This window comes from Streptococcus infantis (assembly GCF_019929665.1).
Classification (GTDB): domain Bacteria; phylum Bacillota; class Bacilli; order Lactobacillales; family Streptococcaceae; genus Streptococcus; species Streptococcus infantis_H.
Map to the genome: position 1 here is coordinate 20,021 of NZ_JAHZPZ010000007.1, position 21,837 is coordinate 41,857.

At 40.5% G+C, this 21,837-nt stretch carries 19 protein-coding genes; 3 read left to right on the plus strand and 16 right to left on the minus strand.

The genetic code is table 11. From position 1 onward, the window contains the following. Position 1: 1 nt before the first annotated feature. The 12 genes from nt5e to K1I61_RS08445 all read right to left on the minus strand — a co-directional run bounded on the left by nt5e (position 2) and on the right by K1I61_RS08445 (position 15,668). Positions 2–2,074 (minus strand): cell surface ecto-5'-nucleotidase Nt5e, encoded by a 2,073-nt coding sequence (gene nt5e / locus K1I61_RS08390; RefSeq protein ID WP_223334783.1) that lies wholly within the window; start codon positions 2,072–2,074, stop codon positions 2–4. 142 nt (positions 2,075–2,216) lie between these two features. Beyond that, entirely contained in the window at positions 2,217–3,485 is a 1,269-nt protein-coding gene (gene dltD / locus K1I61_RS08395) for a D-alanyl-lipoteichoic acid biosynthesis protein DltD (RefSeq protein WP_223334781.1), read from the minus strand. Continuing rightward, positions 3,478–3,717, minus strand: coding sequence for a D-alanine--poly(phosphoribitol) ligase subunit DltC (gene dltC, locus K1I61_RS08400; RefSeq protein ID WP_036757952.1), 240 nt, complete (start codon positions 3,715–3,717; stop codon positions 3,478–3,480). The genes dltD (K1I61_RS08395) and dltC overlap by 8 nt, the downstream gene beginning before the upstream one ends. A 31-nt stretch (positions 3,718–3,748) precedes the next feature. Further along, complete coding sequence (dltB, locus tag K1I61_RS08405; RefSeq protein ID WP_223334779.1) at positions 3,749–4,993, minus strand: D-alanyl-lipoteichoic acid biosynthesis protein DltB; 1,245 nt, start codon at positions 4,991–4,993, stop codon at positions 3,749–3,751. Further along, positions 4,990–6,540 (minus strand): D-alanine--poly(phosphoribitol) ligase subunit DltA, encoded by a 1,551-nt coding sequence (dltA, locus tag K1I61_RS08410; protein ID WP_223334777.1) that lies wholly within the window; start codon positions 6,538–6,540, stop codon positions 4,990–4,992. Before dltA ends, dltB (K1I61_RS08405) begins: the two co-directional genes overlap by 4 nt. 20 nt (positions 6,541–6,560) lie before the next feature. After that, on the minus strand, positions 6,561–6,692 hold the full coding sequence (locus K1I61_RS08415) for a teichoic acid D-Ala incorporation-associated protein DltX (protein ID WP_004254020.1): 132 nt from the start codon (positions 6,690–6,692) through the stop codon (positions 6,561–6,563). A gap of 451 nt (positions 6,693–7,143) precedes the next feature. Continuing rightward, positions 7,144–8,316, minus strand: coding sequence for a D-alanyl-lipoteichoic acid biosynthesis protein DltD (dltD, locus tag K1I61_RS08420; protein WP_223334775.1), 1,173 nt, complete (start codon positions 8,314–8,316; stop codon positions 7,144–7,146). A 37-nt stretch (positions 8,317–8,353) separates the two neighbouring features. After that, entirely contained in the window at positions 8,354–9,508 is a 1,155-nt protein-coding gene (gene dltB, locus K1I61_RS08425) for a D-alanyl-lipoteichoic acid biosynthesis protein DltB (protein ID WP_223334773.1), read from the minus strand. 402 nt (positions 9,509–9,910) lie between these two features. Continuing rightward, on the minus strand, positions 9,911–10,615 hold the full coding sequence (locus K1I61_RS08430) for an MIP/aquaporin family protein (protein ID WP_223334771.1): 705 nt from the start codon (positions 10,613–10,615) through the stop codon (positions 9,911–9,913). A 70-nt stretch (positions 10,616–10,685) separates the two neighbouring features. Beyond that, positions 10,686–12,512, minus strand: a complete 1,827-nt coding sequence (gene glpO, locus K1I61_RS08435; protein ID WP_223334769.1) for a type 1 glycerol-3-phosphate oxidase — start codon at positions 12,510–12,512, stop codon at positions 10,686–10,688. 63 nt (positions 12,513–12,575) lie between these two features. Continuing rightward, the gene (gene glpK / locus K1I61_RS08440; RefSeq protein ID WP_223334767.1) at positions 12,576–14,084 is read right to left on the minus strand and encodes a glycerol kinase GlpK; all 1,509 of its coding nucleotides are present in this window, start codon (positions 14,082–14,084) and stop codon (positions 12,576–12,578) included. Positions 14,085–14,240: 156 nt separating this feature from the next. Continuing rightward, positions 14,241–15,668, minus strand: a complete 1,428-nt coding sequence (locus tag K1I61_RS08445) for an AcpB/EbpR/MafR family transcriptional regulator (protein ID WP_223334765.1) — start codon at positions 15,666–15,668, stop codon at positions 14,241–14,243. Positions 15,669–15,832: 164 nt separating this feature from the next. On the opposite strand from K1I61_RS08445, the gene hslO reads away from it, so the two are divergent. Together hslO and dusB are read left to right on the plus strand one after the other, a co-directional pair. After that, a complete protein-coding gene (gene hslO / locus K1I61_RS08450) occupies positions 15,833–16,705 on the plus strand; it encodes an Hsp33 family molecular chaperone HslO (protein ID WP_223334763.1) in 873 nt (290 codons plus the stop codon). Next, positions 16,692–17,672, plus strand: coding sequence for a tRNA dihydrouridine synthase DusB (gene dusB, locus K1I61_RS08455; RefSeq protein ID WP_223334761.1), 981 nt, complete (start codon positions 16,692–16,694; stop codon positions 17,670–17,672). Before hslO ends, dusB begins: the two co-directional genes overlap by 14 nt. A 79-nt stretch (positions 17,673–17,751) precedes the next feature. Here dusB and K1I61_RS08460 read toward each other — a convergent pair whose 3' ends face one another. After that, positions 17,752–18,447: a hypothetical protein gene (locus tag K1I61_RS08460; RefSeq protein ID WP_223334760.1), complete on the minus strand. Its 696-nt coding sequence runs from the start codon at positions 18,445–18,447 to the stop codon at positions 17,752–17,754. Positions 18,448–18,723: 276 nt separating this feature from the next. Between K1I61_RS08460 and K1I61_RS08465 the strand changes: the two genes are divergently transcribed. Next, a complete protein-coding gene (locus tag K1I61_RS08465; protein WP_223334758.1) occupies positions 18,724–18,954 on the plus strand; it encodes a hypothetical protein in 231 nt (76 codons plus the stop codon). Between the two features lie 199 nt (positions 18,955–19,153). Here the strand turns inward: K1I61_RS08465 and K1I61_RS08470 are convergent, their stop codons facing one another. The 3 genes from K1I61_RS08470 to K1I61_RS08480 are packed head-to-tail and all read right to left on the minus strand — an operon-like array spanning position 19,154 to position 21,773. Beyond that, positions 19,154–19,927 carry an NUDIX domain-containing protein gene (locus tag K1I61_RS08470; protein ID WP_223334756.1) on the minus strand — a complete coding sequence of 258 codons (774 nt, stop codon included), beginning with the start codon at positions 19,925–19,927 and terminating at the stop codon, positions 19,154–19,156. 1 nt (position 19,928) lies between these two features. Continuing rightward, positions 19,929–20,705 (minus strand): nicotinamide riboside transporter PnuC, encoded by a 777-nt coding sequence (gene pnuC / locus K1I61_RS08475; protein WP_223334755.1) that lies wholly within the window; start codon positions 20,703–20,705, stop codon positions 19,929–19,931. 9 nt (positions 20,706–20,714) lie between these two features. Beyond that, positions 20,715–21,773 carry an AAA family ATPase gene (locus tag K1I61_RS08480; RefSeq protein ID WP_223334753.1) on the minus strand — a complete coding sequence of 353 codons (1,059 nt, stop codon included), beginning with the start codon at positions 21,771–21,773 and terminating at the stop codon, positions 20,715–20,717. Positions 21,774–21,837: the final 64 nt, after the last annotated feature.

Below are 21,837 nucleotides of genomic sequence, written 5' to 3' on the forward strand. Positions count from 1 at the left end.
ATTATTTTTCTTGTCTACGGCTAGTCCAGAGGGCTGTCGCTCCAAGAATCACACCAAGTAGCATCATGAAAATAGATTGCTCACTACCTGTATTTGGAAGTAGTTTCTCTGAGACTACTGTTTTCTTAGCAAACTTATCTGCAACCTTATAATCAACTTTTACAGTAGAAGGTTGAGTCGGTTTTGTTGCTTGATCTTCTACTGGTTTAGCTGGATCTTGCTCTTTACCTTCTTCAGGAAGTTTAAATGTTTTTGAGTCCACAGAAATCGTGCGTGAATTTGGATTTACCTTTTCATACTGAGTCAAATCAGCTGTTTTGAGATAGTCTTCAAAGGCAGCATCCATTGAAGGACCTTCTTCTCTAGCACCACCAAGCATGGTATAACCGTCACCACCTGCTGCAAGGAAGTCGTTGGTTGCTAGGTAGTAGATTTTCGCCAAATCTAGTTTTTCATAAAGACCAGTTGCACGATTCTTCACTTGAATAGCCAAGACGCGTTTACCTGCGACTAGGTTTGTATCGTAGTAGACCTTGGCTCCTGAAATCTGTAAGAATCCACCGCTTGGTTCGAGCAATGGTTGACCATTTTCGTCTAAGACAGTTTTTCCTGCTTTATCCACCTGCAAAATAGAGCCGAGTGATTTTTCAAACATATCCAGAACTTGCTGACCAGTTACTTGAATTTGAGAGATGGTGTTTCCAAATGGCAAAACTGCAATGACATTTCCTTTTGTAATTGGTTTATCTTTGGAAATCGTTTCACGCAAGCCACCACCATTTGTCACAGCGATATCTGTTGGATGACTAAATCCTGTTTGACCATACTGGTAGAGAGAATCTGCGACGACATTTCCAAGGTTTGTCTCGCGGACACGGACATTTTCACGGTCACCGTTTAGTTCAACAGGACTGTTAGACACAACCTCAACTGCATTTTCTGCATCATACTTTGCCTTAATATCTTTAACTAAACTAGCAACTTTTGGATTTGCTTCTAATTTTTTGGCTTCAGCAGCAGTAATCTGAGTTGGATTGCCCAAAAGCTGACGAGATTTATAAGTAATTTTACCAACATTATGGAGATAACTTCCAGTTTGGTTGTAAGTCACATTATCTCCGTAAGTAGTTGATTCTACTGTATGAGAGTGACCATCAATGACTGTTACACGTTTCCCCTTCAAAAGAGGGTTCTTAGACAGGGCTTCTGCTAGTGTTGAGCCACGCCAAGCTACTGGCGTTGTTGTATCAACTCCCAAATGGGCTAAGACTACATAATGCTTATAATCCTTACCTTCCGCCTTAGCCTTGGCTTGAACTTCTTCAACGACCTTATTAACCTCTTCGATTGGCTCAGTAAAGGTTACTCCTTTAACATTTTTAGGGTGAGTTTTCGTTGCTGTTTCCGGCGTTGTCACACCTATCACTACAAACTCATCGCCTTCAACATCCTTATTCTTGTCAACAATAGTAGAAGCTTGGAAGAGACGAGCTCCATCTACATAAGTATTTGAACTTAACAAGGGGAATTTCAAAATTTCTTTGTATTTTTTTGCTTCTTCAAGTCCGAAATCAAACTCGTGATTTCCTACAGCCATGGCATCATAATCCATCTCGTTAAGAATCTTAGCACGTGCCTCACCTTTTGATGAGTTTGAGATAGGAAGACCCTGGAAAGCATCACCAGCATCCACTACCAAGGTGGTCTGGTTGGTTTTTGCACGCTCTTGTTCAATGACTGTAGCCAACTTAGCGTCTCCAATGACTCCCTTTTCCTCTACAATACGACCATGGACATCATTGGTGTGTAAGATAACAGTGTCCTTTTCTTCGCTTTTAGGAGATTCAGCAGGAGCTGACGGAGCTTCTGCAGGTGTAATCGCTTCTGAAGTAGCCGAAGTTTCCGGTACCGCAGGGCTCTCAACAGGAGTTGGAGTCGCCGACGGAGCTGGAGTTGCTGCGACAGCTGAACTTTCTGCAGGAGTTGTTGCTTCTTCAGCGTATACTTGTCCTGCTAAGAAGGCTGGAGCTAATAAAGCTGTAGATAGGATGGGTAATAAGAACTGTTTCTTCATTTTGAAACCCCTTTCTTTTCTTTTTCTCTTTTATATTATACGCTATTTCTAAAAATTTTGAAACTTTTGACCTATTTGCATCTTAAATATTCGCCATTTAAACAAAAAAGCTTGGATTAAAATCCCAAACTTTTAGCTCATTTTATTGAAAATCTTTGATGTTACCATCGTAATCCGCCCAATCTTGGCTAAAGAAGCGGTCATTCATTTGGTAACTAGGTGCTGTTGTTGGATTACTTAAAAAAGGATTTACAACCTTGTCAAACGCCAACCAGCCTAACCAACCGATATGAATCGTATCCTTGACAAAGTATGGATCTCCTCCGTTTTTTGAAAAGTCAGCAATATTGGTAAAACCTTGACTCTCCAACTGGTAACGAATTTTTTCAACTGTGTGTTGATACATCTCCTCACTTAGCCCGGTATAATCCATCCATTTTTTATTGACAGGTTGAAAGACAAAGAGTACATTGACCTTAGATTTGGCAAATTGATCGAGCACTAACTGCAAATCATTGTACTCAGGTGATTTGAGAAAGTTAAAATTCTTTTGAGACCCTTCCCATTTTTTCCAATCTTTCTTTAACTTAGTATTGTAAAAATGATTATCTACTCCCAAATCATTATTGGTTGTATTTTCTTCACCCTCTTTTCGAGCGATATTTTCCAATTCTTCATAAGAAAATTGATCTGGGAGGCTACTCAAATATTTTTCAATATGATCTCTATACTTTAATCGACCCCGAATCGAGAATCGACCAAAAAGGGCCGCTTGTCTTTCATTGAATTCTGCAGAAGCTGTAATTATTGAATGATCAAAGTCTGACAACTGTTCATTCTTAGCCAGTTTTTCAACAATCCCCTTCATCGGTACGTTTGGATTCTGCTTCAAGAGTCTACTAGCCGCATACTGAGTGGCCACATCCCCAGATTGATTTTCCAAGAAGGCAGTTAACTGATCATTGTTAAAATAAGTTTGAAAAGTAACTGGATCTTGATCTTCCTTTGTAAACCACTGTGGAGAGATCACAAACACCGCTTGTTTGTTTTCAAGCTCAGATGTGATTTGTTGCATCCCAAAATACTGACTAAGAGAAGCGGCTCCTGCCTGCCCCATAAAATACGGACGGTAGGAGCGATTATACTTTTCAGCTAACACTCCTGGATGCATGCTGTCAAAACGAATCCATTCACTTGACCCAAAGAAAGGGATAAAACGCATATCAGGATCCGTGAGAGCTCTCACTTTTTGACTTCTCTCTTTGAAACTTTCTGCACTTACTGAGGCTGCAGAGTATTTTTCCTCCATTAGATTATGACTCTTACTACTAGGATAGAAAAAAATGAGTAGAAGAACCAATAAACCTGCAATAAGAATCGGCCCGAAGATTAACCACAGGCGTTTAAGCATTCTTTAACTCCGCAATCCCTGCCACGATTTTATTGGCTGTATTCCAATCATCACGGCCAAATTCTGTAACCGGGACACGTATATCAAAGCGGTTTTCGATTTCTACAATCAATTCAACCGTCCCCATACTGTCCAAGACACCTGCATCGAAAAGATCTTCATCCATCATGTCAGAAACATCTTCCATAAATAATTCATCGATAATTTCAATAACTTCTGATTTGATATCCATTTTTAAATTTCCTTCTATTTTTTAATTCCATTTATTTTTTAAACCATAAATCATTCAAAAATCCAGAAAAGATTAAGAATGAAACCATTACGACATGGAAGGTTATCACCATGCCAAGCAACTGAGCCCAACGATTTTCAAGCAAGGGAGGTCGCCCTGCTTTTTTCCGTTCTTTATTGAGCGTTTTTTTCTTTCTGACCCAGGCATCATTCATCACTAAGCCTATCCCATGAAAGAGTCCGTAAGCGATATAAAACCATGTTATCCCATGCCAGAACCCCATAAGGAGCATGTTCAGGACATAGGCAACACTTGAAGTCACATTTCGATTCTTAAAAAGCTTTTTTCTCGTCATCACCATGACCATGCGCATAAAGACAAAGTCACGAAACCAGAAGGATAAACTCATGTGCCAACGATTCCAAAACTCTTTCAAATCTCTTGACAAGAAAGGTTTGTTGAAGTTAATCGGACTACGAATTCCCATCAGATTTGAAATAGCTATAGCAAACATAGAGTAACCTGCAAAGTCAAAGAAGAGCTCCAAACCAAATGTGTACATGATGGCCACTACATAATAGTTAAAGACGCCACCTGTTTGTAAAGCTAAATTCTTTAGCGGTGGTAATAAAATCTCGCCTAAAATATGAGCTAGGATAAATTTATACAGAAATCCCCACATGATATACCGAACGGACTCAGCTAGCATATCCATCAATTCATCGCGTTCTGGAATCGTCTTATAATTTTCATTAAAACGTTTGAAACGATCAATGGGACCACTTGAAAATGTCGGCATAAAGAGAAGAAAACGCAAATACTCCCACATTTTCAAATCCTTAATGACTCCATCTCTTAGTTCGATGATGATTCCTACCGAACGAAAGGTTAAATAGGAGATTCCTACAAATCCTAGTAGAGACTGTGTGCCATTAATAGCTGGTTGCACCTTGACAAAGATGATGGGAAGCAATGATAATAGACTTACTAGATAGAAAGTCCATTTACCGTCTCGACCTTTTCGATACTGCTTGTAAAAAAGAACCAGTACAATTTGCCAAATCAGATAAAGCCCCAAGGCAGCTAATTGATTGGTCTTGCCTCCCGTCAGCATAGTGACTATAAAGAACAGACTAACCAATATTTCATACCAGCCAAAACGTTTTTTGAAAAAAAGACCGATAAAGATTGGCAAGGTAACAGTAATCACGTACAAAAAGTACTGAGGATTCCCATACGGCTCAATATGAGGGAGCTGTTTCAGGAAATCCATCATCTATTGTTTACCTCACTAATCAACCCTTTGATGTCGATTTTCCCATTTGGAGTTAGCGGCAAGCTGTCACGGTAGAGGAATTTCGAAGGCATCATATAAGACATCATAATATCTTCCAAGTCTTCCTTGATCGCTTTGGTAATATCAATCTCGCGCTCAAATTGTTCTTTAACCCCATCTTTTAAGATAACATAGGCCAAGAGATTTTGAACCTTGTGATCTTTATTATAGCGCGGTACCGCAACAGCCGAGTCAATGTACTGAGATTTGTTCAAGTTTTGAGAAACATCTTCTAGCTCAATACGGTAACCGTTAAACTTGATTTGGAAATCCATCCGTCCACCGTAGAGAAGAAGGCCTTCATCCGTCATAGTTCCGACATCTCCCGTATGGTAGGCTGGCAGACCTTCAAATTCGAAGAAAGCTTCTGCTGTTTTCTCAGGATTATTCATATAACCTTTTGAAACAGCCGGCCCAGACACGATGATTTCTCCTTGCTCTCCATTTGGCAATTTGTTTCCTGCCTCATCAATGATGAAGGTTGGAGAATCTTCTTTGGTGTAACCAATTGGTAGACGTTTCAAAGTAGCTAACATCTCATCTGTTACGGCTACAGCCGAAAGAGCTACAGTCGCTTCAGTTGGGCCATAAGCATTGATGATGCGCGCATTTGGGAAACGTTCGCGTAATTTCTGAGCAGTTTTAACAGTCAACTCTTCCCCATCAAAGTAGAAATGGGTAATGCCTGGCATCTTTTCAGCATTGAAATCTTCAGATAACATGGCCATATCTGCAAAAGATGGTGTTGAAGTCCAGATAGCAATCGGAAGAGAAAAAATAGTTGCAAAGAGTTGTTTGAAGTCTTGAGTAATGGCTGATGGGAGAGCAAAAAGCGTTCCTCCAAGAGCCAAGGTTGGTGCCCAGTACATAACAGACAAGTCAAAGGAATAGGGCGGTTGCGCCAACATTTGCGGACGTTCTGGCGTTGCAAACTCCTTATCTGTAATCATCCAGTTGGTAAAGCTGAGCAAATTATCATGCGAAATTTGCACCCCTTTTGGTTTCCCAGTTGTCCCTGATGTAAAGATGATGTAGTAGTTATCATCCCCTTTGACCGGATGTTGCAAATCATAGGCATGCTGAGCCGTATAAGCTTCACGCACTTGCTCCAAGGACATGATTGGAGCAGCTGGGTTTTCAATTGGAAACTCATTGATGGCGATGATTAAGCTTGGCTCTGCTACTTCAACAATCGCAGACACGCGCTCCAAGGCAGAGTGGCTATCAATTGGGATATAGGCATGGCCAGATTTGGTCAAGGCCACAAAGGTTGCTAACATTTCATATTCTTGACCACCAAAGACCACAACAGGTGACTTTTCAGGAAGTCCCATTTGGTCAATATGGGCTGCTAAGCTATCTGAATCAGCCTTCAATTGGCCATAGGTATGCTCTTCTCCAAGGACATTGTAGACCGGAAAATTAGGCTGCTTTTGAGCATAATGCTCAATGGTTTCAATCATATCTACTATTGGTTTATTTGACACAATAGGGTTTCTCCTTTAAGTTAAAATTCATTATAGATAAAGCTACCTTGAACCTGACCGAGATAACTAAAAAAGTAAAGCAGGCCCAAGAAAATGATAAAATACAAGGCTGTCCGACCAAGAAAGAGATAGAGTTCATTTCTCTGTTTCATCAAGAAAAACCTTTCATTCCTGTAATTTTCAACTAAAATAAAATCAATTTCTTACTAACTTATTTTTCTGCTATTATACCACTTTATAAACTATTTTTTCAATTGTTTTCCGTCCATTTCCACTACATTTAAACATCATTAAATTGTTTCATATAATACCTTCTACTGATAGCTTTAATGCTTTCCAGTATAGATTATATTGGGAGCTACAACAAAGTAGGCTCTATACTACCTATAGAGGACTTCCCCACTATAAATATTATAGAGCCTTATCTTATGTCTCACTTTATCAGTAGAATTCCCTTTATCTAGAGATTTTTATAATATGTAATCTTAAAATTCACTATAGATGAAATCTTGAATGTTCGAAAAATCAGTCACAAAACAGTAGATTACGATGCTTAAAATAACTGTGTAGAAAAACAAGGTCCACAATAGTAAACGATGTGTGTCAGTTAGTTTCATTTGCAAATTTGTAAAGTTCTTTTTCAACTTCCATCCATCCTTTCACCCCAACGTGCATCACGTCGAATAAAAAGTAATCTTCATACTCTTTATTTCCATAGTTTAACACCGTAGCACCGTGGTTTTTGGCAATATTTTCTATTTTTTTGTAAGTTTCTTCACGCATTTCTCGCGAAACACCTGTGTAATCATTCCATTTACCATTTACAGGAAAGATAATGACTTCAACTTCAATTCCCAATTCCTTAGCAACTGTCAAGAAGAGTTCCATATCTGAATACTCTGGTGACTCTATGTAGCTCAAGTCTTTGTTAGAATCTTTCAACGAAGCATAGCGGTCTCTCAAGTAGGTATTGTAGTAGTTATTATCCACAGCATAATCATTGTTATCTGTTTTCTTTTTAACTTCTTCTACAAACTTCTTCGTCATCTCCTCCCAATCATAATCCGGCGTTTTATCTCCTAGTGCAGGATAGTCTGATTTGGCATGATTTTCATAGAATTTTCGTTTAAGCTTAAAGGAATAAACGGCATTGTCAAGCTCCAACAGTTTTTTATCAATGATTGTCCCTTTTCCTTCTATAAAATAGCTTTTATACTTTTTATAGATATCATTTTGTTGTTTGTTTCCTTTGGTAATCTCAATAATGCGATTAATCAGTTTTTCTTTCGTTTCCTTACTGATTTTCTCGTTATCTAGCATGTGAAAAATATGTTCCTGAGAGGCCTTGTTTAAGAAGGCGTCTTGATGAGTCCCATCCTTTTCAAACCATTGAACAGACTCTACGATGGCCACTTTTCGCTTGCTCATAGCCCCCTCAATCGAGCTCAAGGTTGTAGCTTGAATGATATTTTGAGAGTAACTGGTTCCTATCTGCATAATATTAAAATCATTGTAGTTAAAAATTTTATTGGGATGGTAATCTTCATTTATCGTCGCAACTAACTCTGAGGAACCCATTAGAACTAGTGTATTGGGAGTGATATTATTTGTTAGAATATCTCTACTTTTATACTTTTCATAAGAAGTGCTGTAGCGAATACTATTGTCCTTGACTTTATAATAGTCGTCAATCTTCTTGACATATGTCACATTTAAAAGAGCAAGAGTCGCAATTACGAGCACAAGCGATAGTATAAATGCTTTTAACTTAATCATCTTGTTTTGTCCAATCTCCTTGTTTCAGCAGATCTCTTTATCTACTTAGAATTGCCATAATTATCTTATAAGGTTCACCTGAAAAGATAAAGAAGCCAACCATAACTAAATTCATGGTCACAAACCAACTTATTAGCTTGTACCAAGTTTTATTTTTATGCTTCTTATAAAAATTGCTTTTCTTTTGATAAATTTCAAATCCAGACATCAAGATTCCATGGTAAAAACCATAAGCAATGTAGCTGACACTAATTCCATGCCAAAATCCCATAACCAACATATTGACCATATAGGCATAGGCTGCATTGTGTAATCTATTCTTAAACCATTTCTTTCTGATAACCTGCATCAAAACTCTTGAAAATACGAAATCTCTCAACCATGTTGACAAGGTGATGTGCCATCTAGTCCAGAAATCCTTGATATCAATACTCAAGAAAGGCTTATTGAAATTCATCGGTGTCTGGATACCCAAAACATTACTGCTTCCAACAGCCATCAAACTATACCCCGCAAAGTCAAAGAACAGATAGAGAGTATACAGGTACATATATTTGATTGAGTAGACAACTGTACCAGTATTGCTTAGAACAAGTAGTACCTGGTAAACATAGGTTGATAAAACAACCTTGTAGAGAAGGCCTAAAACGATGCGATAAATACCATCACCTGCTAACTCTAGGTAGTCTTTTCTAGGCATGACTTCATTGATCTCTTTTAGAAATCTTCTGCTACGATCGATTGGCCCAGAACTAACTGTAGGGAAAAAGAGTAGAAACTGCAGATAATCTTTTACACTGATTTTTTCTTTGATTAAACCATCCGATATTTCTAGCATGATCTGAATGGTCTTAAAGGACATGTAGGAAATCCCAATAAAAGCCAACAAATGTAGCTGGGTTATTGCAAAGACTTTATTGACCACTAAAGGTAAAATGGATAACATAACTAGAGGTTTTAACCGTTTTGAATCCATTCTTTGTGCTATGAAAACTAGGACATATTGGTAGATGATGAAAGCCAATAGATAAACAACCATGGATTTACTCTTACCATAGATAGCTCCTGCAAATAAAATTGACAGACTTAAAATATAATAATCCTTACGCTTGCCAAAATAGTTTAAAACAAAGCCAATCAGTAAAACCACAAATAATAGAAGGAAAAACTCATTCCCCTCAAAATAATTCATACCAGATGGACTCCTTTTCTCTTTTTCTCATCTCCTGATTTGTCATTTTAGGATTAGTCCCTATCATATTATCAAGGATAATTAACTTTATTCATTATATCATAATTTAAAAACTATATACCTCTATCATCCAATTTCCTAAAATAACAAAAACAAATGATCCTTACCACTAAATCCCAATAACGAGACAAAATTATTTAAACAACAAATATAATTCAAGACCTAAAAGATTGATGAATGAACTAGTGAAGTACTCTGTTTTTTAGCTGAAATAATAATTAACACCAGTATATAAACTTAAAAAAATCAAAACGACCAAAATGAAGTGAGGCAGCGCTCCTTATTTTGGTCATTTTTGGTAAGTTATGTTTATTGAGATATAAATATTTTGGTTTTATTATCTTAGAAAAGTGAAAATACGAGAACTGCTAGGGCTGCACCGATAACAGGTCCCACAACTGGAATCCAAGCATAAGACCAGTCTCCATCGCCTTTGTTTGGAATTGGCAAGATACTGTGCATGATACGAGGTCCAAGGTCACGCGCAGGGTTCAAGGCACAACCTGTTGTCCCACCTAGTGATAGAACAATACCGGCAATCAAAGTCCCCACTGCAAAGGTGCCGATACCTGCCTGAAAATCATAAAGCCCCAAAGCAAAGATTGTCAATACCAAAACAAAGGTGCCAAGGATTTCACTGATTAAGTTAGAAACTGTATCCTTGATGGCCGGTCCAGTACTGAAGGTTGCCAGGATATTGCCTGCATTTTCTTCTGCCTCATAATGCGGTTTGAATTGCAACCAAACCAAAATCTGACCCAGCATAGCCCCTGCGAACTGAGCTAGGATGTATGGGAAAACGGAAGCCCAAGAGAGCGTTCCTTTTAAGGCCATCGCAAACGTTACAGCTGGATTTAGGTGGGCTGGGCTGAGCGTGCCAGATACAAAAGCCGCAACGGCTACAGCAATTCCCCAACCCATAGTAATCACAATCCAACCTGCATTGTTGCTCTTGGTTTTAGGAAGAACCACACCTGCAACAACACCATTTCCTAGAAGAATCAGGATTAAAGTCCCCAAAAATTCTCCAAATAATTCTTTCATCATATCGTTGTCTCCATTTTAAAGAAGGAGAGGGAAGGCAAGGAAGGCTTGTCTCCCTCTCTTCTAGTTTTTCTTAATTTTTCAATTCCGCTAGATCGTTGTTAGCAAGGGCTGCTTCAACATCCGCACGGTAAGCTGCTTTTTCTTCATCAGACCAGTCATAGAATCGTCCCATTTCATCCAGAACTGGCTCCACAATGCTATCCAAACTATCACGCATAAAGAGCATGTGGTTGGTACGGCGAAGGAGAAAGTCAACTGGGCTCAGAGCCAACTCATTGCGCATTGCATAGTGAAGGGACAAGGTATCTGCCAAGCTGAGTCCGGGCGCTTGTTCCAAGCTGTGAGCAAGAGCAAAGACTTTCGGTGCATTTGAACCGTAGAGATTTGCTAGGTAATGAGCTTCCTTGCTATCCAAGCCACGTGACACTCCAAGTTGAGCAAAGGCTTCAATTTCTGAGTCCACATTTGCTGGGTTCAATTCTCCACCTGAAACAGGATAAGTCTTCGAGTTGATGAGTTTAAAGCTGCGGTCAAATTCTGCTTTGAGAATGTCAACCACGCGCTCCATAGCCCCTTCAGCCATCTTACGGTAGTCTGTGATTTTACCACCAGCAAGGGTCAACAGGCCATTGTCATCACGGTCCAAGCTCGAACCACGTGAAACTGCAGATGGGTCCAAATGTTTCTCAGATGTGCTACTTTCAAGCTTGCTGACAGCAGACTCAACATCTTCACGCGATTTTTCTTTCGATAGATAAGCCTCGACAGTCGCAATCAAGTTATTGAAGCTTTCATCGCTAATGGTTCCGTTATTTCCACCATTGTAGTCAGAAGCGCTATTGCCTGCGATCAATGGACGAAGACCAGCCCAGCTGCTTTCAATATCAGCAACGGTAATGTTTGCTTCTGGGAAGCGGTTGTTGACAATGCCAAGTAGATAATCTACATCTTCCTGCGTCACTTTTGGATGTTCCAAATCACCTGTGTAGTCTGTATCGGTTGTACCAAAGTAAGTCTTGTTTTCACGTGGGAGAACAAAGACCATACGACCATCTCCCAAACCTGTGTCAAAGTAAACTGGCTGTGAAACCTTGATCTTGCTTGAGTCCACCACCAAGTGAACTCCCTTGGTTGGACGCATTTGTGAGAATTGCGTTCCCTTATTAGACAGATTGCGTACCTTGTCGCTCCAAGGACCTGTCGTGTTGATAACCAGACGAGCCTTGATATCAAAGACTTGGTCTGTCAACAAATCACGAGCCACGACACCTGCAATCTTACCACTTTCGTCAAAGAGGAAGCCTTCTGCCTTCACGTGGTTGGCAATGAGGGCACCATCTTGGTTGGCACGTTTGATGTTTTCGATCACGAGACGCGCATCGTTGTTACGGAAGTCAAGATAAACTCCACCTCCTACCAAACCTTCTTTCTTCAAGTTTGGCTGGCGTTCCAAGACTTCTTCTTTGCTCAAAACCTTGTTTGCAGCAGGCGTATTGTTAACCCCTGCCAATAGGTCGTACAAGTCCATGGCTACTTTGAGACGGAAAAGGTTAAATGTTGCTCCATCCTCGTCGTAAACTGGCAAGAGCATTGGATCTGGTTTTGGAATATGTGGAGCGACTTGTTGAACCACCGCACGCTCAGAAACTGTATCTGATACCACTTCCACGTCGAATTGTTTGAGATAACGCAGACCTCCGTGGACCAATTTTGTTGAACGGCTAGATGTTCCTTCTGCGAAGTCCTGCATTTCAATCAAACCAGTGTCAAGACCACTGGCTGCTGCCTGCAAAGCTACACCAGCTCCTGTAATCCCTCCACCAATAATCAAGAGATCCAAGGTGCGTTCCTGCATTTTTTTAATTGACAATTCACGTGTTTTCTTTGAAAATTCCATATTTACACACTTTCTAACTGAGTTGTTTCATTCTTAAACTGATAATTGCATCAAGAAACAGTATTAGTCATCGATTTCCGCAAAGACTTGAGTTGCTTTCACAGCTTTCTTCCAGCCCTTATAGAGTTGTTCCTTATGAGATTCGTTCATCGATGGTTCGAAAAGTTCTCCTGTCTCGTTCAAGAGTTTCAACTCATCCAAGTCCTTCCAGTAGCCCACTGACAATCCTGCCAGGAAGGCTGCCCCTAGGGCAGTTGTTTCCAAGTTTTTAGCGCGTGCGATATCAATTCCCAAGATGTCAGCTTGGAACTGCATGAGGAAGTTGTTCATGGCTGCACCACCATCTACCTTCAAGACTTGGATAGCTGTCTGAGCATCCACTTGCATGGTGTCAATGATGTCACGTACTTGATAAGCGATAGATTGCAAAGTCGCCTTGATAAAGTCTTCTTTAGTTGTTCCACGAGTCAAGCCAAAGACAGATCCTCGAGCGTTTTGGTTCCAGTATGGTGCCCCTAGACCTGTAAAGGCAGGTACGACATAGACTTCGTCATTATTGTGAGAATTAAGAGCATATTTTTCAGACTCTGGTGAGTTTTCCACCATGCGAAGACCGTCACGAAGCCATTGAATGGCACTTCCTGCGATGAAGATAGAACCTTCCAAAGCATAGTAAACCTTGCCGTTAATACCATAACCAATCGTTGTCAAAAGGTTGTTTTCAGACAACTGCATTTCTTCACCAGTGTTCATGATGATGAAGGAACCAGTTCCGTAGGTATTTTTAACCATACCAGGATCAAAAGCCAACTGACCAAAGAGGGCTGCTTGTTGGTCACCCGCCATACCAGAGATTGGCACTTCTCCACCGTAGAAATGGAATGGAGCTGTCTTGCCATAGATTTCAGAGTTAGAACGAACTTCTGGAAGCATAGCCTTAGGAATATTGAGGATTTCCAAAATCTCATCATCCCACTTAAGATCCTTGATGTTATAGAGCATGGTACGAGCTGCGTTTGAGTAGTCGGTCACGTGAGCTGCTCCGTCAGTCAATTTCCAAACCAGCCAAGTATCAATGGTACCAAAGAGCAATTCACCCTTTTCAGCTCGCTCTTGAGCGCCTTCTACATGGTCCAAAATCCAACGAACCTTAGTCGCTGAGAAGTAAGCATCGATGATCAAACCAGTCTTTTCATGGAATTTTTCCACATAACCTTGGCTTTTCAGTTGTTCAGCCAGAGGAGCAGTCTGGCGTGATTGCCAAACGATAGCATTGTAGATAGGGAGCCCTGTTTTCTTATCCCAGACGACAGTTGTTTCACGTTGGTTGGTAATCCCGATTGCCTCGATTTGACTTGGTTTCACACCACTTTCGATGAAAGCACCCGCAATAACTGACTGAACAGAGTTCCAAATTTCATTGGCATTGTGCTCTACCCAACCTGCTTGAGGGAAAATCTGAGTGAACTCTTTTTGACTAGAGCTGACCTTTTCTCCTTTTTTGTTAAAAATGATGGCACGAGAACTGGTAGTTCCTTGGTCAATAGCCATAATGTATTTTTCTAGTGACATGTGCTGTCCTCCTGATAAAATCTTGAGGGGGTTCCTCTTTACAGTAACTAGTATACAAAATAAAGCGCTTTCCTGTCTATCAATTTTTTTAAAATTTTAAAAAAAAGTGAGGAGATTGTGCGAATTTCACAAAAAAGACCTGAAAATTCAGGTCTTTTAGGCAAATAGCATCTGACGAATCGTAGCTAAATCTTCGATGTCCAAATCATTTTTCAAATAGTAGATAGGTGTTTGTTCTTTCTTATGAATGGGGTTATTGGTAACCAGCAAGTCATAATGACGAGTACGGTCATAGGCTTCGATGGTAATGAAGCGGTTGTACTCCAAATATCGTTTTAAAAGGGCCGACATTCTCGAAAAGACAAGGAAGCCTGCTGTTAGATCTAGCCCTATTCTCAGATGTTTGCCTGTATTTTCTGCCATATACTCCAACAACTGAAGCCATTCCCAAAGGATTTTTTTATCCAGATCCGTCCCCTGATGAAAGGCTGGCAAGGAGGCGAAAATTTTCTGAGCAATATCTCGAAAGTCATGCTCCATCAGCAAATAAGGGTGGCGATGCTCTATCTGATACTTGTATCGATCTTGCAAGATATAGCCCTTGTAGAGATAAACTTGACCACAAAGCTGACTGAGTTCATAGGTGACATGGTCCTCTGTGTAGTCCCCCAGCAACTCCTCCTTCTTCATTTCCTGGATCATTTGTGTCAGCAAATCGGCTAATTGCCCTCCAAAACCAAGAATATACTCCATAGTATGAAGAGGAAGAATACGATGAGAAAGGAGAAATGAAAAGAATATCATCATCTCCCCATCTTCAGTTCCTAGAGGAATGTGCTGCCCACCAAAAAAAGAAGAAGCCTTGCCAAGTAAACGAAGGTAGAAAATATTGTCAAAATACCCTCGCATTTTTTCTTCTATAACATGAAATTGACAGGCGTTAACCCGAAGGCGCTGTTGACTGATATGAGTCCAGAGAACCAAGTCTAATTTCTGACCCGAAGACAAGCTGGCACCGCAGATTTCTTCTAGAGTAGCAATATCCTGCTTTCTCTCAGCTTTCTGCATGTGACCTTCCCACTCCTGACTGGACCAGACCTTGCGGAAAAGGCAGAAATAAAAGTAACGAATCTGATGCTCTGGACCTCGCCAACGACCATTTTGGATGGATAAGTCAAACTCTGACAAAATATGATTCAAGCTAGACAAATGGCGACCAAGCGTGGCCTCGCTAATCATTAATTCTTGAGCCAATTGATGGGCTAGGAACTGTTGGTGATAGAGAAGGTAAACCAAAATTTGGTATTTAATGGCATTGTCTAGAAATAAGCTCCGAATCTCTCTCCCCTTTGTGGCAGTACCGACAGACAGACGCAGGCTTTCATCATCCAAGTGGATGGTCAGCTCTAACCCTCTTTCTAAAGCATTTTCGTTAATTAGAGAGATATACTTGGTTAAGGTCGCCTTTGAAAAACCTGTTTCTTCCATGGCTTCCTTGACTGTTGTCTGCGAATCTTGTAATAAAAAGGAAAGGACTAAAAATTGACCAGATTCGGCTTTTTCCATCAAATCACCTAAATACATTTGTTACCCCTTTCATTTTCTCCTACAAGCATAGCATAAATCTTTCAAATGCTGAAATAATCTGTTTCTCATTTTATTTTAAAGCTGATTTCCTCGTCATTATTCCTCAGAAACAGCAAACACACGGCTCCCTCTTTGGGCATTTTTATGCTAAAATAGTAGCTATGGATAAAATTATTAAAACAATATCAGAAAGCGGAGCCTTTCGTGCTTTTGTCCTTGACAGCACGGAAACCGTCCGCACTGCTCAAGAAAAACATCAAACCCAAGCTAGTTCAACCGTAGCGCTTGGTCGTACCCTTATCGCCAGCCAAATTCTCGCTGCCAACGAAAAAGGAAATACCAAGCTAACCGTCAAGGTTCTTGGAACTAGCTCCCTCGGTGCCATTATCACAGTTGCAGATACCAAGGGTAACGTCAAAGGCTACGTTCAAAACCCTGGAGTTGACATTAAAAAGACTGCAACAGGAGAAGTCCTCGTTGGACCTTTTGTCGGAAACGGTCAATTTCTAGTGATTACAGACTATGGCACTGGAAATCCCTATAATTCCATGACGCCTCTTATCTCTGGAGAAATCGGTGAAGACCTAGCTTTCTATCTTACAGAAAGTCAACAAACGCCTTCAGCAGTTGGCCTCAATGTTCTTTTAGACAAAGACGACAAGGTCGAAGTTGCAGGTGGTTTCTTGCTCCAAGTATTGCCAGGGGCCAAGGAAGAAGAGATTGCTCGCTTTGAAAAACGCATCCAAGAAATGCCTGCTATCTCTACACTTCTGGAAAGCGATGACCATATTGAAGCCCTTCTCAAAGCAATCTATGGTGACGAGCCCTACAAACGTCTGTCCGAAGAAGAAATTCGTTTCCAATGTGACTGTAGCAAAGAACGCTTTATGGATGCTCTTGCCAGCCTTCCAAGTTCAGACCTTGAGGAAATGAAAGAGGAAGACCATGGGGCAGAAATCACTTGTCAATTCTGCCAAACAACTTATAACTTTGATGAAAACGACCTGGAGGAACTCATTCGTGACAAATCTTAATACACCTTTTATGATTGGGAACGTCGAGATCCCAAACCGGACGGTCCTCGCACCCATGGCTGGTGTGACCAACTCAGCCTTTCGTACTATCGCAAAAGAACTTGGTGCAGGCCTCGTTGTTATGGAAATGGTCTCTGACAAAGGTATCCAATACAACAACGAAAAAACCTTACACATGCTTCATATCGACGAGGGTGAAAACCCTGTTTCCATCCAACTTTTTGGTAGCGATGAAGATAGCTTAGCTCGCGCAGCAGAATTCATCCAAGAAAACACCAAGACCGATATCGTCGATATCAACATGGGCTGCCCAGTTAACAAAATCGTGAAAAATGAAGCTGGGGCTATGTGGCTCAAGAACCCAGATAAGATTTACTCTATCATCAACAAGGTCCAAGCTGTCCTTGATATCCCCCTCACTGTTAAAATGCGGACAGGTTGGTCGGACCCATCCCTAGCAGTTGAGAATGCCCTAGCCGCTGAAGCTGCTGGTGTTTCTGCCCTTGCTATGCACGGTCGTACACGTGAACAGATGTACACTGGCCATGCGGACCTTGAGACTCTTCATAAGGTTGCACAAGCTCTGACCAAGATTCCATTTATCGCTAACGGAGACATCCGTACGGTTCAAGAAGCCAAACAGCGTATCGAGGAAGTCGGTGCCGACGCCGTTATGATTGGGCGCGCAGCTATGGGAAATCCTTACCTCTTTAATCAGATCAATCACTACTTTGAAACTGGAGAAATCCTGCCTGATCTGACCTTCGAAGACAAGATGAAAATCGCCTACGAGCACTTGAAACGCTTGATTGACCTTAAGGGTGAGAATATCGCTGTCCGTGAATTCCGTGGACTAGCTCCTCACTACCTTCGAGGCACATCTGGTGCTGCTAAACTCCGTGGAGCCATTTCACAAGCCAGCACTCTGGCTGAGATTGAAGCCCTCTTGCAGTTAGATAAAGATTAGTAAACATAAGACAATAACCCGTAACTTCAACTGAGTTACGGGTTTGCATTTGTTTTGAGAAAAGTTTTACCGCCAGATTCTATGGTTGAATCAAGACAACACTAGAAACTGTACCATCTGCTCCTGTTGTAATTTGGATGATTTTTCCACCACCAATTTTGGCATTATATTTACCATCATCAAGAGTATAGGCATAGCCTTGGATAGAGTAGTTTGCTTTCTTACCATCAGCAGATTCTACTGTAAATTGACCTCCTGATGAGACAGTGATAGTCTCGCCATTGGCACCCTTCCAGCTTCCTGCTGCTGCTGAAAAATCACCATCGACCATGGTTAAAACACCTTTATAACGTTTATTATGTTCCGCCTGCTGGTCTTGTAATTTGCGGTCAGTCGTTGGGTCATAAGTTGACTGGCTTGCTTGATTAGATTGACTTTGTGAAGCTTGCTGATTAGAAGATGGTTGAGATGGAGTTTCCTGTTGCTGAGGAGCTTGGGGAGTTGGTGCAGCTTGGTTGGATTCTTGACCCTGAGTTGTAGGACTTGAAGCTTGTTCAGAGGAAGCTTTAGCTTTTTCTGAAGTAGTGGTGCTTGTTGAAGCTTGAGTTTTACTTTCTTTGTTTGAAGAACTTGCCTTTGAACTTGACGTAGTTTGTGTTGTTTTATTTGCATTGTCGTTTTTAGCTTCTTCTTTTTTATTACCACATGCTCCTAAAAGCAAAGTTGAAGCTAATACTACTACTGCTAGTAAACGAATTGAATGTTTTGTTTTCATGATGCGCCTCCCATGTAATCTTTTTGAAATGTTATGAAACACTTCTGTAATGTTATTGTAATATTTGTTTTAGGGTTTGTCAACTATTTATATATGGTTTTGGTTTTTATTTATATTTGTTCTTTTTTAATCCTCCTATCTCTATTATTCGTTAAAAATTTAAAAAACAGAAAATTTTTCCTAGTAAAAATACTATATTTTACAAGTGTAATCGCTTGCATTTTTTTCTTGAAGGGCTATAATAAAATTGAAATAGGATATTGGAGGTGTAGGCTTATGTTAAGCAAATATTATAAATATCTTCCTTGGTTGATTATTGGTGCTTTCTCTTCTTATGGGGTTGCTACTCATTACGCTCAAACAACATTTGATTTGTTCTACTTAACCACTATTTTCATGATTGTTTATGTGTCTCTAATGTACTTACACGAACATTATTTGAAATATAAATACAAAGATTTATTCATTCGAATCATGAGCAATTCTAATAAAGATAAACATCCTTAAACAAAAAGAGGTCGGGACAAAATCCCGACCTCACTTTTTTATGACTAATAAGTCTTTGAAACGATGGCTGAATTGACTTTTGATACAAACTTTATTTTCTCTATTCTCAAGCTCAACCAGTCATCGGACTTGTTGAAACTTTTCAGGACTGAAACTAGGAAACCAAGACTTGGGCTATCGATTTCTGCTACCAAGCTTTTTATTTCAATCGATAGGTTTTTCTTGGTTTCTTTTTAGGCACTCGTTTGAGTCCAACTTCTTCTACATACTCACCGTATTTTACGAGAAAGTTATTGCTGACGATTGGTCGTCCTGGGTTGATGAGATTGACTAATTCGGTTCCTTCATAGACAGTGAATTCCTCCTCTAGCAGATAGAGAAAGGTCGGATTCCAGTCAAGACGCCCTTGGATTCGTTTAATAGACTCTTGGATAATGGCATAATGGTCAAAGGCGAAGGCTTGCTCGTCCAGCTCCACTCCCTCTAGGAAGCACTTACCCGTCTGAAAATCAACATCGACAAAAACCACATCCTTGGCATCATCACCAGCTTGAACGAGATCAAGTACGCGGCTAGGTAGATACACCAAGTGGGCGATAGTAACCGTCCAGCCCCGCGGATCACGACCTGGAGTAGATACTGTCATCAACTGTTCGATTTTTTCCAAAGGAAGGTCAAGGTTAACCTCCTCTCTCACTTCACGCTGACAAGCATGGGCAGCATCTTCCCCTTTATCCATAAAACCACCGACCAAGGCCAAACAGTTCTGATAAGGATGGGACTTGCGACGAATTAGCAAGAGTTTGATTTTCCCTTCCACAAAGCAATAAGCTACCATATCCACCGTCACGCTCGGTCTTTCATACTGAGGAAGTTCCTGTTTGCAGTACCAGTCTAAAAATTCCTTCTCAGTCGCATGAATCTCAAAATATTCTCTCTCTGTCATTCCATCCGGGATTATCGTTTCAGTCATCTTATCCCTCCTTGACAGCCTTAGTCCATTGGTACCAACCGACTAGACTATTGAGGGTGTAGACCCAGTACATTCCTTGGATATGAATGTTTTCACCCCACCAGAGGTAGATACTAAAGACATTGGTTGCAATCCAGAAAATCCATTGCTCACGGTAAAGACGTGTCATCAAGAGCTGACCAACACCATTGGTCGCATCGGTAACACTGTCACGGAAAGGACGAGCACTGCTGATACTTTGGTAGGCCAATCCCATGCCAATCCAGATGATAGCAGTCAAGGCCAAGTACTTGAGCCAATCAATCAGACCGAGTTTCTTAGCTTCAAAATGAGACTCCTCTGGTCTTCCCTGCTCATTGATCCGATTAGACAACCAAGTATAGAGACCAATAGGCTGCATGACAAAGAAATAAACTGTTGTCAAAACTTCACCGTAGAAAGTCGCATTCATAGCTAGGACCAAATAGATTGCAGAGTTAATAGCTCCAAAAAGGTAGTTACTAGCTCGACCTTCAGCTACTAAGATTACGCAGACAATCCCTGTCCAAGAGGCCAAGAGACCAATCCAGTCATGACTTTCTGTGTTTTGTGTAAACTCCAGAATAAGAGGAACACTTGATAAAGCAATCAAATAGAGCCACTGGAAAAGACTACGGCCCACAAATAGGTCTTTCCAAATCAAACGCATAACTCCTGCAAAACCAATTTTACGAGCTTCTGCGTGAACATTTTTAAAGTTTTCAATAAATCGTGTGATTTTTTCAGTTATTTTTTTCATTTTCTTCTCCTAATCTGCTTGGTAAATGGCATCAATAGCTACTTTTGCTGCTTCATAATTTCCTAGATAGTCATCAGCTAGATAAACATGAGGGATATTGGCTAGATATTGCTCCCTCATCATATCCAAATGCTGAGAAAAACTGTGACGGATATGGTCTTCTGCCATGGTCATGTCGCGAAAACCATCATTGATATAAGAGCCAATAGGTTGCACAAAGAGGATTAAATCCCACTTTTCCTTGGCTACGATGGAAACAAAGAGATTATCAAAGGTCTCTACGGACAAGTCCTCCTGCTCTTCGCTTTCCATGTAGTAATCGTAGTAGCCCTTGGTTACTAGTGAGTTGGTATCTGCAATGACTAGGCCTCGATTGGCATTGCTATCGATTAACTTGGAAGTTTGATCATATTGGCCCAAAAGAAGGTAATAATAATCTTTGGGGGTAAGCTCATCATCTCGGACATTATTTTTTATCTGATACTCACGAGCATACTCCAGACTGACTGGCGCATCATAAAAGCGAGCTAAATCCTTGGCTAGAGTTGTTTTACCATTACTAGCACTTCCCATAATCAACACTTTTTTCGTAAACTGACGGCGGAAAGGTTGAGCGATATATTTCCAATATTTGCTTGGATTTTCACGAATCATGCTAGCCGAAATTCCAAATTTTCTTCCCTGTAGAACAGTCTCGAAACCACGTTCTAACAATTCTTGTTGGTATTCGGACTCTCCTACAAAAAAGATTAGTTCCTCACCAGTCTGGTCATAGAAAATGGCCTGCAACATCTGTTCCAACCACTCCTGCCAGCCCATTGGATAGCGAGGGATATTAGTTTCGTCAAGTTTACAAACAGAGGTCAACTCATCATCTCGAAATGCTTCACGAATATAGCGAAACCTCTTTTGTAGTGTAAGTCCAACCTGTTCACCACGATCTCCCTTATAACCTGAAACTACCACCCATACAGCATCGCATTGTCGTTTTGCTCTTTGGATTAAATCAATATGTCCCTGATGCAAGGGAGCAAAGGTTCCAAAAACCACTGCTATCCTTTTTTTCATGTCTTTTCAACCTTTTTATAATTTTTTATATTTTATATCATACTACTCCTTCTATTGTTTGTCA

What these genes read in the sequence shown, in the direction of transcription:
- nt5e (WP_223334783.1), bottom strand. Translation starts at nt 2,074, where the DNA reads ATGAAGAAACAGTTCTTATTACCCATCCTATCTACAGCTTTATTAGCT.
- dltD (WP_223334781.1), bottom strand. Translation starts at nt 3,485, where the DNA reads ATGCTTAAACGCCTGTGGTTAATCTTCGGGCCGATTCTTATTGCAGGT.
- dltC (WP_036757952.1), bottom strand. Translation starts at nt 3,717, where the DNA reads ATGGATATCAAATCAGAAGTTATTGAAATTATCGATGAATTATTTATG.
- dltB (WP_223334779.1), bottom strand. Translation starts at nt 4,993, where the DNA reads ATGATGGATTTCCTGAAACAGCTCCCTCATATTGAGCCGTATGGGAAT.
- K1I61_RS08415 (WP_004254020.1), bottom strand. Translation starts at nt 6,692, where the DNA reads ATGAAACAGAGAAATGAACTCTATCTCTTTCTTGGTCGGACAGCCTTG.
- dltD (WP_223334775.1), bottom strand. Translation starts at nt 8,316, where the DNA reads ATGATTAAGTTAAAAGCATTTATACTATCGCTTGTGCTCGTAATTGCG.
- dltB (WP_223334773.1), bottom strand. Translation starts at nt 9,508, where the DNA reads ATGAATTATTTTGAGGGGAATGAGTTTTTCCTTCTATTATTTGTGGTT.
- K1I61_RS08430 (WP_223334771.1), bottom strand. Translation starts at nt 10,615, where the DNA reads ATGATGAAAGAATTATTTGGAGAATTTTTGGGGACTTTAATCCTGATT.
- glpO (WP_223334769.1), bottom strand. Translation starts at nt 12,512, where the DNA reads ATGGAATTTTCAAAGAAAACACGTGAATTGTCAATTAAAAAAATGCAG.
- glpK (WP_223334767.1), bottom strand. Translation starts at nt 14,084, where the DNA reads ATGTCACTAGAAAAATACATTATGGCTATTGACCAAGGAACTACCAGT.
- K1I61_RS08445 (WP_223334765.1), bottom strand. Translation starts at nt 15,668, where the DNA reads ATGTATTTAGGTGATTTGATGGAAAAAGCCGAATCTGGTCAATTTTTA.
- hslO (WP_223334763.1), top strand. Translation starts at nt 15,833, where the DNA reads ATGGATAAAATTATTAAAACAATATCAGAAAGCGGAGCCTTTCGTGCT.
- K1I61_RS08460 (WP_223334760.1), bottom strand. Translation starts at nt 18,447, where the DNA reads ATGAAAACAAAACATTCAATTCGTTTACTAGCAGTAGTAGTATTAGCT.
- K1I61_RS08465 (WP_223334758.1), top strand. Translation starts at nt 18,724, where the DNA reads ATGTTAAGCAAATATTATAAATATCTTCCTTGGTTGATTATTGGTGCT.
- K1I61_RS08470 (WP_223334756.1), bottom strand. Translation starts at nt 19,927, where the DNA reads ATGACTGAAACGATAATCCCGGATGGAATGACAGAGAGAGAATATTTT.
- pnuC (WP_223334755.1), bottom strand. Translation starts at nt 20,705, where the DNA reads ATGAAAAAAATAACTGAAAAAATCACACGATTTATTGAAAACTTTAAA.
- K1I61_RS08480 (WP_223334753.1), bottom strand. Translation starts at nt 21,773, where the DNA reads ATGAAAAAAAGGATAGCAGTGGTTTTTGGAACCTTTGCTCCCTTGCAT.